This window comes from Ruminobacter amylophilus (assembly GCF_900115655.1).
In the GTDB taxonomy this organism is placed as follows: Bacteria; Pseudomonadota; Gammaproteobacteria; order Enterobacterales; family Succinivibrionaceae; genus Ruminobacter; species Ruminobacter amylophilus.
Map to the genome: position 1 here is coordinate 66,421 of NZ_FOXF01000007.1, position 16,011 is coordinate 82,431.

General features: G+C 44.0%; 11 protein-coding genes and 1 pseudogene. 2 read left to right on the plus strand and 10 right to left on the minus strand.

Annotated features, from left to right (window positions below):
* Positions 1-77: 77 nt before the first annotated feature.
* From BMY80_RS03340 to leuA, 6 genes are all read right to left on the minus strand, one after another.
* Complete coding sequence (locus BMY80_RS03340; RefSeq protein WP_093140901.1) at positions 78-1,868, minus strand: ABC transporter ATP-binding protein/permease; 1,791 nt, start codon at positions 1,866-1,868, stop codon at positions 78-80.
* 192 nt (positions 1,869-2,060) lie between these two features.
* Positions 2,061-2,336, minus strand: a complete 276-nt coding sequence (locus BMY80_RS03345; RefSeq protein ID WP_031578361.1) for a PilZ domain-containing protein — start codon at positions 2,334-2,336, stop codon at positions 2,061-2,063.
* Positions 2,337-2,701: 365 nt separating this feature from the next.
* Positions 2,702-3,301: a 3-isopropylmalate dehydratase small subunit gene (leuD, locus tag BMY80_RS03350; protein WP_031578363.1), complete on the minus strand. Its 600-nt coding sequence runs from the start codon at positions 3,299-3,301 to the stop codon at positions 2,702-2,704.
* A gap of 12 nt (positions 3,302-3,313) precedes the next feature.
* Positions 3,314-4,711: a 3-isopropylmalate dehydratase large subunit gene (gene leuC / locus BMY80_RS03355; protein WP_031578364.1), complete on the minus strand. Its 1,398-nt coding sequence runs from the start codon at positions 4,709-4,711 to the stop codon at positions 3,314-3,316.
* A 2-nt stretch (positions 4,712-4,713) separates the two neighbouring features.
* Positions 4,714-5,814, minus strand: coding sequence for a 3-isopropylmalate dehydrogenase (gene leuB, locus BMY80_RS03360; protein WP_031578365.1), 1,101 nt, complete (start codon positions 5,812-5,814; stop codon positions 4,714-4,716).
* A 272-nt stretch (positions 5,815-6,086) separates the two neighbouring features.
* Positions 6,087-7,631 (minus strand): 2-isopropylmalate synthase, encoded by a 1,545-nt coding sequence (gene leuA / locus BMY80_RS03365; protein WP_093140903.1) that lies wholly within the window; start codon positions 7,629-7,631, stop codon positions 6,087-6,089.
* A 722-nt stretch (positions 7,632-8,353) separates the two neighbouring features.
* On the opposite strand from leuA, the gene BMY80_RS03370 reads away from it, so the two are divergent.
* Together BMY80_RS03370 and BMY80_RS03375 are read left to right on the plus strand one after the other, a co-directional pair.
* Positions 8,354-10,225, plus strand: coding sequence for a peptidoglycan DD-metalloendopeptidase family protein (locus tag BMY80_RS03370; RefSeq protein ID WP_218140310.1), 1,872 nt, complete (start codon positions 8,354-8,356; stop codon positions 10,223-10,225).
* Between the two features lie 294 nt (positions 10,226-10,519).
* Complete coding sequence (locus BMY80_RS03375) at positions 10,520-11,038, plus strand: Rsd/AlgQ family anti-sigma factor (RefSeq protein WP_031579009.1); 519 nt, start codon at positions 10,520-10,522, stop codon at positions 11,036-11,038.
* Positions 11,039-11,168: 130 nt separating this feature from the next.
* On the opposite strand, the gene BMY80_RS03380 is transcribed toward BMY80_RS03375, so the two are convergent.
* The 4 genes and pseudogenes from BMY80_RS03380 to BMY80_RS12335 all read right to left on the minus strand — a co-directional run.
* Positions 11,169-12,566 (minus strand): sodium-dependent transporter, encoded by a 1,398-nt coding sequence (locus tag BMY80_RS03380; RefSeq protein ID WP_218140311.1) that lies wholly within the window; start codon positions 12,564-12,566, stop codon positions 11,169-11,171.
* Positions 12,567-12,615: 49 nt separating this feature from the next.
* Complete coding sequence (gene radA / locus BMY80_RS03385) at positions 12,616-14,007, minus strand: DNA repair protein RadA (protein WP_031579007.1); 1,392 nt, start codon at positions 14,005-14,007, stop codon at positions 12,616-12,618.
* A gap of 118 nt (positions 14,008-14,125) precedes the next feature.
* Entirely contained in the window at positions 14,126-15,256 is a 1,131-nt protein-coding gene (locus tag BMY80_RS03390; protein ID WP_093140906.1) for a metallophosphoesterase, read from the minus strand.
* A 446-nt stretch (positions 15,257-15,702) separates the two neighbouring features.
* A pseudogene (locus tag BMY80_RS12335) lies at positions 15,703-16,011 on the minus strand (transposase); the annotation flags it as partial.

A 16,011-nucleotide genomic window follows, 5' to 3' on the forward strand; every position in this document is an offset into this window, starting at 1 on the left:
TCATAATCAAAACCCCGTTATCAATCTGCAGATCAATAACGGGGCACATATGACTGCGGTATTTTAAAAATCCTGCATCACTTCAATGACGGATTCTTATCCGTAAAGTCCAGAATTCTGTTATGCATATTTTCCAGAGTGCTTCGATGACCGACACTTATCATAATTGAATCCTTCAGCTCATCCTTAAGCATAGCATAGAGCTTTGATTCATTCGGTTCATCCATGGCACTGGTTACCTCATCCATGAAAATCACGTCAGGTCTGTTGATAATGGCTCTGAGGAAAGCGATTCGCTGCTGTTCCCCGAGACTCAGCACCAGCCCCCACTGATCTTCCGTATTCAGATGAGGAACAAGATGTTCAAGTCCGACCTTCTCAAGCAGGGAAGCCAGATAATTCTCATCAGAAAATTCTGCTGAAGGATAGCAGATGGTCTGAGCCAGTGTTCCCATAGGCATATACGGCTTCTGACTTAAAAACAGGACCTTTTTGGATTCCGGCAGTGTCACGCTTCCTGATGAATAAGGCCAGATTCCCGCAACGGCTCTTAAAAGAGTTGACTTACCGACGCCGCTAGGTCCCTTTATCAGCAGACGATCACCGTTCTTAAGCTGAAGATTCAGATTGCTGATGAGAGCTGTACCGTTCGGCTTGGTTATTGACAGATTGTCAATTCGAACTGACTCAGCCTCATATCTCACATCAGGCTTTGACAGCTGCAAAGATTTTTTCATGCTCTTTTCAAAGAGTGCCAGACGGTCTATTACTGCTTTCCAGGTGGCTAGTTCCGGGAACAGAGACATGATTACGGAAAGAGAACTGTAAACCCTGCTGAAAGCTGAATTTATCTGCATCAGACTGCCGATGGTAATGATTTTGGCAAAATACAGAGGAGAAGCCACAAGTATCGGGAATATTACCGCCAGCTGATCACAGCCGAAGGTAAAGAATTCCAGAGACTTGGTTCTGTTAATAAGATAGATATAGTTCTTAACAACGTCACCAAAGTAGCTGTTAAGTCTGGTACTTTCCTCTTTTTCACCTTTATACAGAGCCACTGCTTCGGCATTTTCACGAAGTCTTATCAGGGAATAACGGTAGTCAGCTTCAAAACGCTGCTGTCTGAAATGGAGCAGAGCCAGAGGCTTACCGATAATAAATGTTATCACGGTACCGCATACGGCATAAATCAGTGCCAGATAGAAAAGATATCCGTCAGGAAGTGAGAAGGTAAAATCCCCCACGGTCACATTTTCAACTCTTGAAGACAATCCCCACAGTATAATGGAGAATGTTACCAGCATTGCGGTGGAAGTTATCATTCTGACCACAATACCTATGGTCAGGGTAACGAAACTGCTCAGATCCTCGGCTATACGCTGATCAGGGTTATCGGTCTTCTGATCAGTAAGCTGGAGTCTGTAATAAGTGCTTTCATTGAGATAACGCTCTGTATAATGCGTAGTGAGCCATCTTCTCCAGCGGATACTGAGAGCGGAAATCACGTACGACTTGTAAACTTCGTTGCAGACATGAAGTGTGGCAAGAAATAGGAACAGATACAGACCGCCGTAAAAACCGTCCATATTGTAGTTCTGGACATTGTCCCAGAACTCCTTGTACCAGTCATTGAACTGCTTTGCCAGAAAAATCGTACCGGAAGTAAACAGCAGAATTCCAATAAACTGAAGTCTTCCCGCAAAACTTTCCTTTGATCTCCAGTATGGCATGGCTATTTTAAAGAAAGCCCCGACCGTCTCCCTTAATTTGAGACTTTCGTGTTTGTCAGGGTTGTTTCCGTCATGATTTCTTGCCCCGAAAATACTGAAGACAGGAATCTTCCTTTCTCCTTTAGCTGGTTTCATAATAAACCTCAATTCTCTAAAATCAGTAATATCACCGTAATACTTTTATCACAACCGGACACTTTAAACAACACAAATAAAAATCCTCACTTTAAAATAAAATCATCTGATGATTTCATTTTAAAATGAGGAAATTATATATCTGTACTATGCGAAGTTCCGTTTCTTTGCCTGCAGGCTTTCTTAATCCGATTACTCCTCGAACTTAATGCCGTATTTGCACGAACGCGGATCTATAACACGCACCACCTTTGCCTGAGCATCGATATGAGGCATATCATCGGCGTCATCAGATATTACCTGAATTGAATCACCGACAGCCAGCGAACCGTTTTTCAGCAGCAGAGACATACCTGTGGCGCTCAGATCAAGACACTTGGCATCATACACACTGCCTTTCAATATAACCCGGCACTCAATCGGAAGTTCAACTCTGATGAATGTTCTTCTTTCCTTGTTACCTGACATTTCGAACCTAAATGCTAATGAATGTTTAAAAATATTATAAATATTATATATGAGAAAAGACCTGCAAAACAAAAAAATTAAGCAAAGTTCATCTCATCTTATTTTTATACAACATATATAGCTAAAAAATAAAATAAATCTTATTAAATTAAGGCTCCCTCACAAAAATAAATGACTTTGCCTCAGCCTATATTGATGTATCTCACATGTTTATTTCTTAAACCATGATGGTAATATTTTTTACGGTCATTATAAAAACAGCATAAGAAAACATAAATAAAAGACGGAGAAAAAACTTTCTCCGTCTCTTGATCTGTCTAATTCCGTATCTCACGTCCTGAGTACGGAGCGTTCCCTCTGAAAAATTAAATCCAGGACTTTAACTTGGACTCATATGACGCAATCTGATCTTCATGCTGTAAAGTGAGACCGATATTATCCAGTCCGTTCAGCAGACAGTAACGTCTGAAGCTGTCCAGAGTGAAAGAGAAGGTAAGGTCATTGCACTTAACCTGCATATTTTCCAGATCCACTGTTATCTTCTGTCCTTCATGAGCATTGATTTCCTTGTGCAGGGCATCAACTTCTTCCGGAGCAAGCTTAACCAGCAGCAGACCGTTGTTCAGTGAGTTGTTGTAGAAAATATCGGCGAAGCTTGAGGCGATAATAGCCTTGAAACCATAATCGGCAAGAGCCCACGGAGCGTGTTCACGGCTTGAACCGTTACCGAAATTCTCACGGGCAACAAGAATACTTGCGCCGGCATATCTTGGGTAGTTCAGAATGAAATCAGGGTTAGGAATGGTACCTGCTTCATCTAAATAACGCCAGTCGTTAAACAGGTGCTTACCGAAACCCTGTCTGGATACAGCCTGAAGAAACTGCTTAGGAATAATCTGGTCAGTATCAACATTTGCAGCATCAAGAGGTACTGCCAGGCCTTCATGACAAACAAACTTTTGCATAAATCCGATCTCCTAAAAATTTCTTACGTCTACAAGATGACCTGCAATGGCAGCAGCTGCAGCCATAGCCGGGCTAACCAGATGAGTTCTTGAACCTCTGCCCTGTCTTCCCTCAAAATTACGGTTTGAGGTTGAGGCACAGCGTTCACCGCTTGGAACCTTATCGCTGTTCATGGCAAGACACATTGAACAGCCAGGGAGACGCCATTCGAAACCTGCATCCAGGAATATCTTGTCAAGGCCGAGCTTTTCAGCAACATCCTTAACTTCCTGAGAACCTGGAACCACAATAGCCTGCACGTTAGGAGCAACCTTTCTGCCCTTGATTACGGCAGCCGCAGCCTGAAGGTCTTCAAGACGGCCGTTGGTGCATGAACCGATGAACACCTTGTCGATGGCAACGTCGGTAATTCTGGTATGAGGCTTGAGGTCCATGTAGGCAAGAGCCTTTTCACATGAAAGCTTTTCAATTTCGTTGTCAAAATCTTCAGGTGCAGGAATAAGTCCGTCGATGCTCATACCCTGACCAGGGTTGGTACCCCAGGTAACCATTGGCTTGAGTTCTGATGCATTAAGGGTAACTACTGCATCGAATACCGCATCATCGTCAGACTTGAGAGTCTTCCAGTAGGCAACAGCCTCATCCCATACGTCATCCTTAGGAGCAAACGGTCTGCCCTTAACGTAATTGAAGGTTGTTTCATCAGGAGCGATAAGACCAACCTTGGCACCCATTTCGATAGCCATGTTTGACAGAGTCATACGGCCTTCCATGGTAAGATTTCTGATGGCTTCACCGCAGAATTCAACTGCATAGCCGGTACCGCCCGCAGTACCTAACTTGGCACAGATTGCCAGAATGATGTCCTTTGCGGAAAGATCCTTGCCGAGAACACCGTTAACTTCAATCTTCATGTTCTTAAGACGGGCCTGCTTAACGGTCTGGGTAGCCAGTACGTGTTCAACTTCTGAAGTACCGATACCGAAAGCCAGAGCACCGAAAGCGCCATGGGTTGCAGTGTGAGAGTCACCGCATACCAGGGTTACGCCCGGAATGGTTACACCGATCTGAGGGCCGATTACGTGAACGATACCCTGCCACTTATGACCGAGAGCATACAGAGGCACACCGAACTTATTGCAGTTGTCGATAAGAGTCTGCATCTGGATACGGCCGAGTTCACCGCATGCATCAATACTGCTTGATAAAGTTGATACGTTGTGGTCCATGGTAGCCCAGGTTCTGTTTGGTCTGCGAACCTGGCGGTGATTGAATTCAAGACCTGCAAATGCCTGTGGGCTGGTTACCTCATGAAGTAAATGGCGGTCGATGTAGAGAATCGGGGTTTCACCCTCATTCTCAGACACGATATGAGCGTCATAGAGCTTTTCGTATAAAGTCTTACCCATTTTTATAATTCCTTAATTTTCTTAGCAATTAAATCACCCATTGCACTGGTGCTCTGCACTTCGTGCTTGCTGGCACCGCTGGCCATGAGGTCTCCGGTGAGGTAGCCTTCGGCAAGTACTGCAGATACGGCATTTTCAATTGCCTTTGCGGCATCTTCGAGCTTGAAGCTGTAGCGGAGCATCAATGCTGCAGATAAAATCTGAGCCACAGGATTGGCGATATTCTTACCGGCAATATCCGGAGCTGAACCGCCGGCAGGTTCATAAAGACCGAAACCGTCCTCATTCAGACTTGCACTTGGGAGCATACCCATTGAACCGGTGATCATTGCACATTCGTCAGAAAGAATGTCACCGAACATGTTATTGCAGAGGAGGATGTCGAACTGTGAAGGATCCTTTACCAGCTGCATGGTTGCGTTGTCGATGTAGATGTGGTTGAGTTCAACGTCAGGATATGACTTGTGAACTTCAGAAACCACTTCTCTCCAGAGGATTGAACTCTGAAGAACGTTTGACTTGTCTACTGAAGTTACCTTGTTTCTGCGTAAACGGGCTGATTCGAAAGCAATCTTGGCAATTCTTTCGATTTCAAAACGATGATAGATTTCAGTGTCGTATGCCTTTTCTTCAGCACCCTGACCTTCTCTGCCCTTCGGCTGACCGAAATAGATACCGCCGGTAAGTTCTCTTACACAAACCATGTCAAAACCCTTGGCGGAAATGTCTTCTCTTAACGGAGAAAGAGTGTTCAGTCCCTGATGAATCTGAGCCGGTCTTAAATTACAGAAAAGTTTGAAATGTTTGCGAAGCGGTAAAAGAGCACCTCTTTCAGGGCGCTGATCAGGAGGAAGATGATCCCACTTAGGACCGCCTACTGAACCGAAAAGAATAGCATCGGATTCCTCGCAGGTTTTCAAGGTTTCTTCAGGAAGAGGACAGCCGCATTCATCAATAGCCTTGCCGCCTACAAAACATTCTCTGAATTCAAATGAAAGATTGAACTTTTCAGCTGTAGCCTTTAACACCTTAACGGCCTGTTCCATTACTTCAGGACCAATACCATCGCCGGGTAAAACCGCTATACGTAAATTATCAGACATCTCAAAATCTCCATGGCACAATGACACTGCACCCTTTAATACTGTAGACCCAATATACTAAAAAAACATAAAAATAAGACTTCAGCTGCTCCGAAGTCTTACTGACAAAAATTATTATGTAAACTATATCACAAAAGCCTGATTCAGTCGCTTTTTATTGTTTAATGGTTTGCCTGTATCCATGATTCACACCTTCCGATTCCTGCGTACCATACGCCGGAATCAACGGTTATTCTCCTGTCCATGGTTACTGACGTCTGTCAAAACCGTAGTTATTTCGCACTGTGCTTCTTTTCTTCAATCAAATCAGACTGGTAAATCGAATTGCATACGTGAATCATGGCAAGAGCGGATGCCTGAATGATATCTGTAGCCAGTCCCATGCCGTGGAATACCTTTCCCTTGTATTCCACAATGATTGAAACCTGCCCCAGAGCATCAATGCCCTGTCCCTTGGCCTTAATTTCGTATGTCTTAAGTTCAATATCATAACCGGTAAGCTTGTAGATAGCCTTGTAAAGAGCATCCACAGGACCGTTACCTACGGCTGCTTCAGTCAGATGTTCCTCTCCGGCGCTCATCTTGATACTGGCAGTCGGCATGACATTTGCTCCGCCGCTCAGTACTGAAAGATATTCCATCTGGTATCTTTCAGGTTCTTCACGCAGATTGCTGAAAAACAGCAGAGCTTCAAGATCGTAATCAAAAACCTGTCCCTTGACGTCTGCAAGATCCTTGAAACGCTTGTAGACATTGTCGAGATCATAACTTCCTTCAGGATATCCGAGAGCTTCCAGTCTGTGAGCAATGATGTGACGTCCTGATCTTGCTGTAAGATTCATGGTGTTTTCCTTCAATCCCACGCTTTCAGGAGTAATGATTTCATAGGTATCCCTGTTTTTGAGAACCCCGTCCTGATGAATACCTGAGCTGTGAGAAAAGGCATTGGCTCCCACAATAGCCTTGTTCGGAGCTATCGGCATATTGCACAGCTGACTTACAAGCTGTGACGTTCTGGTGATCTCGGTACAGTTGATACCGGTGTGCAGATCAAGAATTCTGTTACGGGTCTTAATGGCCATCACAACTTCTTCCATCGAACAGTTGCCTGCTCTTTCACCGATACCGTTAACGGTACATTCAATCTGGCGTGCTCCCTTTGCCACGGCACTTATGGAGTTGGCAGTTGCCATTCCCAGATCGTTATGACAGTGAACGCTGATTCTGGCCTTGTCAATGTTAGGCACTCGGTCAAAAAGCTGTTCAATGATACCGCCGAATTCAAAAGGAAGAGTGTAGCCGACGGTATCAGGGATATTGATGGTACCGGCCCCGGCATCAATGGCAGCTTCAACAATGCGGCAGAGATGATCAATAGGAGTTCTGCCGGCATCTTCACAGGAAAATTCGACGTCAGGAGCTCTGTTTCTTGCATATCTTATGGCTTTCACCGCCATGTCAACAACAGAATCAAAGTCCTTGCGCAGCTTATCCTTTACATGCACATCGGAAGTGGCGATAAAGCAGTGAATTCGGTAGTTGTCGCTTACGCTCAGAGCTTCATAGGCGGCATCGATGTCCTTTTCCATGGCTCTGGCAAGACCGCAGACGGTACTGTTTCTGATCTCACGCGCAATCATCTGAACGGATTCAAAATCACCGCGTGAAGAAATCGGGAAACCGACTTCCATAACATCAACTCCCAACTGTTCCAGGGCTTTAGCTATACGCATCTTTTCCTTGAAGGAAAGACTTGCTGACAGAGCCTGCTCCCCGTCACGCAGGGTGGTATCAAAAATTATTACTTGATCCGACATATTGATTTCATCTCACATTTCAGGTCAGTTACTGCCGACCCACATAAAAACAGCACTGTGAACTCACCGCGGCACCGTAGTACCAAAGCCTTACCCATACTGAACTTCCTCACGCCTTTTCCGATAATTTCCGCCGGTTTCTCTGCAGGAAATTCATTCATCAGTCATGAAAGACTTCGGGTTTTGTCACGATTTCATATTATTAAGTGTAATTTTAATGTTGTATATCACATATGTCAAAACAATGAAAAGCGCATAAATTATTCACGGTTAAACATGCTCAAATATTCAGCAGTCGTAATAAATTAATAGACCTGCATCAAAAAATAAATACGACCTGTGAAACAATTCATAAACAATATGTCGAAATAATACGATCCAACCGTTTTATTTGACTCCTGGAATTTTACTGTTGAGACGAGCAGGCGGTATATTTATAACATGATTAAAAAAAATCGATAACACTGTGTTTACACATTAAAAAGAAGTTGTAGAAAATAGCACCGCACATACCTTTAAGCACTAAATTATTAATGTAAATAGGCTCTAATTATGTTATAAGTGATTAGATCTATGACTTTTTCCGGAGCCTGCTGACCGAATCTGCCGACAACGCTTTACGCAGGTTGCTTTTACGGTCGTTATAAACCGGTGGTATGGATAATATTAAAAATAAGATTATAACGGTAACATTTCCAAAATACTTATGACTGGGATTAAACATGAGTAAAGCGCACTCTGATAACGGTAATCAGAAGTTACAGAAAGCCAGACGTCCGGCTCAGGGCGGTAAAGGCCATGCTCCCGATGATACAGGTAAAAAAGGAGCTGGTAACGCCAGAAACAATGCAAATAATACGGATACCGTCAGTAAGAACGGCAGCGCCGCACGTGACAGGAACATTTCATCTGCAAAATCCTTATGGGCGCAGATAAGCAGCAACAGCGATTTTTTCTCCGATACCGAACCTGCCGACAACAATAAAATCCCACGTCACCATATGTATGCAATATGGTCGCTTGTCGTTATTTCCCTGATCACCGCCATTTTCCTGCCTACCCCGGAAGAAATCTCAAACCGTAATGAATATTCATGGGAGTCCACCGGACGCCATCCGGACATTCACAACGGAATGTCCAGAAACATTTTCTCGGAAGAAGACGTTAATGCTACGGAAACACTGGACAGTGATCCTATCCCGTTCAGCGATCTTTATGATGAAGATGAAAATGAAAAATCAGGCGACAACGAATGGTTTACCCAGACCGTTGTTCCCGGCGATAACATCAACAATATCTTCATGAGCTTGAACCAGCCGTTTGCAGTGCTTAAAGCTATCGAACAGGTACCGCAGTACGGAAGCAACATAAGATCAATCAAGCCGAAAGACAAGCTGTACTTTCTCTTTAACGACAAGATGCAGATTCTGCAGCTGGTAAAACCTTATGATCGACAGAATCAGCTGCGTTTTTCAAGACAGTCACCAGACTCCCTTGATTTTACCGCGGTTCTCGAACCGATTGATTCACATCTCAACAGTCAGAACGACGATGAAATCAAGTCCACCACCGAAATAGCAGTTCAGCCTAAGACCGAAGAATCCGGTGACCATGGAAAAAATGAAACTCAGCAGACAAAGACTGAACAGCCGAAGGATCAGCAGACAGCCGTAGCTGAAAAGGACAAACAGGATAAGGAAGCTGAAAAGAAGGCTCAGGAACTTGCCAGACAGAAAGCTGAAGCCGAAGCAAAAAGAAAGGCTGAAGAAAAGAGACTTGCCGAAGAAAAAGCAAGAAGAGACCTTCTTAACAGACGCAAGGAACTCGTAACCTTCACCATCAACAAGGGCGATACCTTCGTGCAGGCGGCACAGAGAGCAGGTCTGACCAAAGCAGAAGCCATCAAGATAACCGAACTGTACAGAGGTCGAATGCAGCCTAAACACCTGCGTCCCGGTGATGAAATCAGAGTTCTCTTTGCCTCAAGCAAACCTAACTCAAAAATCAATGCAGTCACCATCAAGTCCCAGAAGAACGGCCGTATGAACGCCTTCAGGGATACCTCCAACAATTCCTACTATGATGACAAGGGTATTCATGCAAGAAAGAGTACCAAATTCAACCGTTACCCTGTCGCCGGTCCAATCCGCATCACCAGTAACTTCAATCCGAACAGACGTCATCCTATTACCGGTAAAGTCAGACCGCACAACGGTACCGACTTCGGCGTAAAGGTAGGTACACCTATCTTTGCACCTGCGGACGGTATAGTGACCAAGGCCACCTTCCAGAGAGCTGCCGGTAACTACATCGTAATTCAGCACAGGGGTGACTACTCAACAGTTTACATGCATCTGAGCAAGATTCTTGTTAAACCTGGTCAGAAGGTAAAAGCCAATGATCGTATTGCCCTGAGCGGCAACACCGGTGCATCAACCGGTCCGCACCTTCACTATGAAGTCCGTATCAAGGGAGTACCTGTTAACGCGCTGAAGGTAAGTCTGCCAAATTCAGGTTACGGCGGTGATTCAGCAACCGAAAAGAGACTCAAGGCTCAGATAGCCGAGTACAAACGCAAACTCGGAATCAACTAATCTGCCGAAAACCATTTTTAAATCGCCGCTGTTATATGAACACGGCGATTTTTATTTTGTCACCTGTATTTTTTCACAGCCGGAATCAGTTGAACAATCAACGGTTTTCAGCAGTAAAACAACTTTATCATCCCTTTTATATCAATACTTTTCGTAATTAGAACTCATTCACAAATATGATTTTCGCTCCCGTTTTTTTCCAAATATTCTATACGGCAGGCAGATCAAAAAAACGTTTTCTTATATACTGAACCAAAACATAGAATGTTATGTATCCGTCACATGGAGGTGTTTATGTTGCTCACAACACTTAACCGAACCAAGCAGGTCTCTTCAGGTCAGCTGAAGTGGATCGACGAGATGATCCATGCAAGAGAGCAATTGATTACCACCTATTTCAAACTGCTTACCCTGCCTCTTGACAAAGATGACACATCCTCGCAGGCTCTGCACCCGTCCTATGAACAGATGAATGAGTTCTGCAACCTGCTGGTGGATTATCTGTCCAGGGGACACTTCAAGGTTTATCCGAAAATTCTTACAATTATGGAACATGTCAGCAGCCGACGAATGACAGTTGCCAGAAGACTGATTCCAAGGATTGAAAATACCACCGAGCATCTTTTGAAATTTGATGAAAAATACAGCAAAGATCTTGATGAAGGCATCATGAAGAACTGGCGCGAGGATTTGAGCTATGTGGGACAATGGCTGGAAATACGTTTTAAGCACGAGGACCGAATGGTTATAGCTTTACAGATTATGGACAATGCCATTTCAAACAACGTTTCACAGAAGGACAAAAAAGATTAACGTGTAATCTCAGGACAGCGGTAATACACTTCAGATTTCATTCATCTCGTCCATAATTACATGGATTTAAACGGACATTACCGGAATGGTATGTCCGTATTTTTATATCCAATTCCTGTCTCAGAAACGTTTATCGTATGCCTATAAACACATCGTAATAACCGATAACAAGAACCGCAACCACCACAAGAACGATAAAATATTTGTAGTAGTACATCACCCATTTTCCTGCAGGCAGTTTAATACCGCTGCCCGTATTGATTTCATTAAGATAATTGTTCCATCCCCATCCTATTTTACTTACACAGAACAGCACCATCATAATGGCACCGAGAGGTAGCAGGTTGTTCGATACTATAAAATCAAACAGGCTGAGAACGGATGAACCTTCACCGAACGGCTGTATAAACGACAGTTTGTTTGAGCCGAGAGCAACAGGTACAGCCAGAGCCGAAATAGCAAAGAAGTTTATGATCGTTGATTTGAATCTGTTGACGCTGAAGAGTTCAGAATACCCCTTAATGATAGCTTCAACCACGGCAATAACCGTAGTCAGGGCTGCTATGGTCAGGAACAGGAAGAACAGAGATCCCCACAGATGTCCGTGCGGCATTTTGTTAAACAGCTGCAGCATGGTCTCAAAAACAAGCGTAGGACCTGCGCTCGGACTTATGTTGTAGCTGAAACATGAAGGAAATATTATAAGTCCGGCCATGAATGCCACCACGGTATCCAGAACACAGATAATAAAACCTTCCTTGATGATGGAATGCTCCTTTGACATGTATGACCCGAAAATCATGATAGAGCCTATGCCTATGCTCAGTGAGAAGAACACCTGAGTCAGTGCATTGTACAGAACTTTTCCGAAGCCGATTTTCTCAACAGCATCCCAGTTAGGATAAAGATAGAATGACAGTCCTTCTGATGCGCCTTCAAGAGAACATGAATGAAAAATCATAATGACCATTATGACGAGCATGCCCAGCATGGATGGTTTTACCATCCTTTCTATACCGTTTCTCAAGCCTCTTACACAGACAAGGCTGGCCAGAAACAGAACCGAAACGGCACTGGTTATCTGAGTTGTCGGATCAGCCATCAGATTACTGAAATTCTCCCCGATCTGTGTTTCACTGATACCGATGATGTCTCCGGTAAAAGTCTGATAGCAGTAATAAAGCAGCCAGCCGCTGATAACACTGTAATAGGACATGAGAAGATAAAGTCCTGCCATGGAAGCATATGACACGCAGTTCCATCCTTTTTTGTCCTCCCTCAGTTCGGTAAAAGCCTGGGCAATGCTTTTTCTTGAAGCTCTGCCTATGGCAAGTTCCACCGACATCATCGGAATCCCCAGACAAATCAGAAACAAAAGATACAGAATAACAAAAAACGCGCCTCCGGACTGTCCGGTAATGTAAGGGAATCTCCACACATTGCCGAGTCCGACCGCACATCCTGCAGTTACCAGAATAAATCCGAGTCTGGTTGCAAACGATGTTCTCTTTCTAATATTTGATGACATTCTTCCTTCCGTCCAAAACTGAATAAGCTGACGTTAATCAGGTCTTAAATTACTGATTTCCGCTTAATACGTTCAAAGCATCCTGCAGTGTTTTTACAGGATATATCTTCATGTCTCCAATAGGTTTTCTCGGAGCATTGTCATAAGGCACTATTGCCTGCTTAAAGCCATGCTTGTATGCTTCCTGAAGTCTTTCTGTTCCCTGAGTAACCGGTCTTACCTCACCGTTAAGTCCTATTTCACCGAAAGATATGAGATCACGTGCTATCGGCGTATTCTTATAGCTTGATATCATTGTAATTATCAGCGGCAGGTCTGCACTGGTTTCTTCGACCTTGACCCCGCCTACCACGTTGATGAACACGTCGTGATCTCCGAGAGATATGCCGCCGTGTCTGTGCAGGACCGCCAGAAGCATGGCCAGTCTGTTGGATTCCGTACCGATGGTGAGTCTGCGAGGGTTACCGTACTGACTGTAATCCACCAGAGCCTGCAGTTCCACCAGCAGAGGTCTGGATCCCTCCCAGATAACCATAACCACGGATCCCGGACTTATGATATCCGAACGGTTGAGGAAAATGGCAGAAGGATTATTAACCTCCCGCATTCCCTTATCAACCATTGCAAATATTCCGATTTCATTTATGGCTCCGAATCTGTTCTTCTTGCAGCGCAGAGTTCTGAATCTTGAATCGGTATCCCCTTCAAGCAGAAGAGAACAGTCCACACAATGTTCAAGGATCTTCGGTCCTGCAAGAGAGCCGTCCTTGGTAACATGACCAATCACAAAGGTTGCCACTCCGTTCTGTTTGGCAAACTGAGTCAGTGCGGCAGCCCCCTCCCTTACCTGAGAAACGCTTCCCGGGGCTGACGATATGCTGTCAAGGTGCATTACCTGAATGGAATCGACTATGAGAATCTGCGGCTTTTCCCTTTCAGCCATGGCCAGAATCATTTCAATGGAAGTTTCCGTGGCAATGTTCACCCCGCTGGTGTTACAGCCGAGTCTTGCGGCTCTCATGGCAACCTGCTGCAGAGATTCTTCACCGGTTATATACAGAACTTTGACTCTGTTGGCCAGATTGCATACCACCTGCAGCAGCAGAGTGGACTTGCCCGCACCGGGATTACCGCCTATAAGAACTACTGATCCGGCTACAATACCTCCGCCGAGAACCCTGTCCAGTTCATTGAATCCGGATGACAGTCTGGGAACCCTGGCAAGCGACACACTGTCAAGAGTAACCACCTTCTGGGATATTTCCCCGGAAAAACCTCTGAGACGGCTGCTTACGCTCTGAGCTGTAACTCTGGGCGTGTAATCAGCCACAACGGTTTCCTGTACTGAATTCCAGGCTCCGCATTCAGGGCAGCGTCCCTGCCATTTGGAAAACTCAGCTCCGCACTCACTGCAGACAAAAACAGAACTACTCTTCCCCATAAACTCATCCGTAGCGACAGTATTCAACAACCTGCTGTTTAAAGATTCCTAATTATCCGACTTAACTGATACCTGACAAAGCCATTCCTGTCATTTTCTCAGTCAAAGTCTCATCTGATTACCTGTTTTTGAGATCTATTACCACGACCTGTGCTGGATCGTTGATTCTTATATAGAATCCTGCCCATAAAATGGTACCGTTGTTCAGAATCATCTTTTTTCCCTGATGTTCATAATAACCTGATACATAGCCGCCGTTAAGCAGTGCCACAAGCTGTTTCAGTCCCGGAACCATACCGCCGTGAGTATGTCCGCTCAGAGTGATGTCCGCACCTGCCGTTACGCAGTTCGGAAATTCTTTCGGACGGTGACTCAGCATAACCATCGGCAGACTTCTGTCAAAACCTTCAGTGGCAGCCACATAATCCGGACCCTGTTCAGGAGGATTCACTCTCAAAGCCTGAGGATCGCTTATGCCGGCCAGAAACAGCAGTCTTTTGCCGCTGTCATCGGTTATGGTAACGTTGGAATTGTTTATCATTCTGATATTAAGCTTTCCCCAGACATCATTCCAGCTGGCTGCATCAGAGTAATATTCATGATTTCCGTTTACGGCATACACCCCGTATCTTGCTTTCAGACCTCTCAGTTCATCAACCTGAGGAGCGATGGCTTCATAGCGTCCGTCAATAATATCCCCGGTGTGAACTATCAGGTCGGGATGAAGATCATTTATCTGTTTTACGAGATTTCTGATTCTTTCAGGAGATGTGTTGGTTCCTATATGCGTATCGGTGATGTGCACTATTCTGAAATTATCAGGGTATTTTGGATCCGTAAAGGTGTAGAAGATATTTTCCGGAGGAAGACCGGCATTATAGGTTCCTATACAGGTGATAACGACGGCAAACAGAGTGTCCAGACACAAAACACACACTCTGTGAGAATTGCTGACCCTGTATTTGCATGCAATCTTGAAAAATAAATAGAATATCTCTGATAATATGCCTAAACACAGGACAACCATCAGACAGAACTGAGCTGAACTGGCTCCAACCACCACCCATCCGGGAAGCTGAGGAGCAAGAATGTTTCCACCGAAAATCAGCAGCAGCGGATTCTTGAAGGAAATTATCAGAAACAGTAAGGTAAGAATAATCTTGACTGTTCTGTTTATCTTAATCTGACGCAGCAGAATAATATAGCTCAGGCTGAACTGAATCAGCGCAAATATGTAAAGTACAATCATTTGACTACCATAAAACAAATTAGCATCGGTTTTTTCATCCACATATGATTATACAGAAAATTAATTAAATTTTCTCATGTGAGACTTTTGCCATAAAACTGTAGGAATAAGCAAAAATCTGCACTGACGATTTATTCACCATCAACTTTACAACCCGCGTATTATCAATGCTTCCGGCCATGTCTCACAATTCTGTAATTATTGAAATGGTAATTTTTCAATATCAAAAAAAATTGGAAATTAAAAACTGAATAATTACAATTATAAGTGTTGAGGGGAACAAGGATGTTCCGGATGGAAAACTCAACATGACAGTCTGAGAGGTTATACAGGATGTTGACCAGAGCAGACTGAAGGAACAGGAAGTTCCTTATGTACGCTTGATTTTTACAGGATGTGAAAAGACATAGCGCTGAATTTAATTAGAACTTTCCCAAATCGTAATACTATACATTCTTTTTTGGTCTGCCAGGAGATCTTTTAGTTGGTACTTCATCTTGTGGTAAAAGAGACAACTTTTGAAGTACCTTAACCTGAGACGGATTCATATTAATAAGTTGCCAGTCACCCGAGTTAATTCTGGCTTGTTTAGCTCTTTTTAAAATTGACATGATTTTTTTATAGGTAAATGTGTTCAGTAATTCAGCCTTATCAAATTTGTTAATCAATTTAAACGATAGAACAGTTGACAGGAAATTGCAGAATTCACTTCCTATGATTGAGTAATCATCATGCACTCTGGTTTCATCAAACAG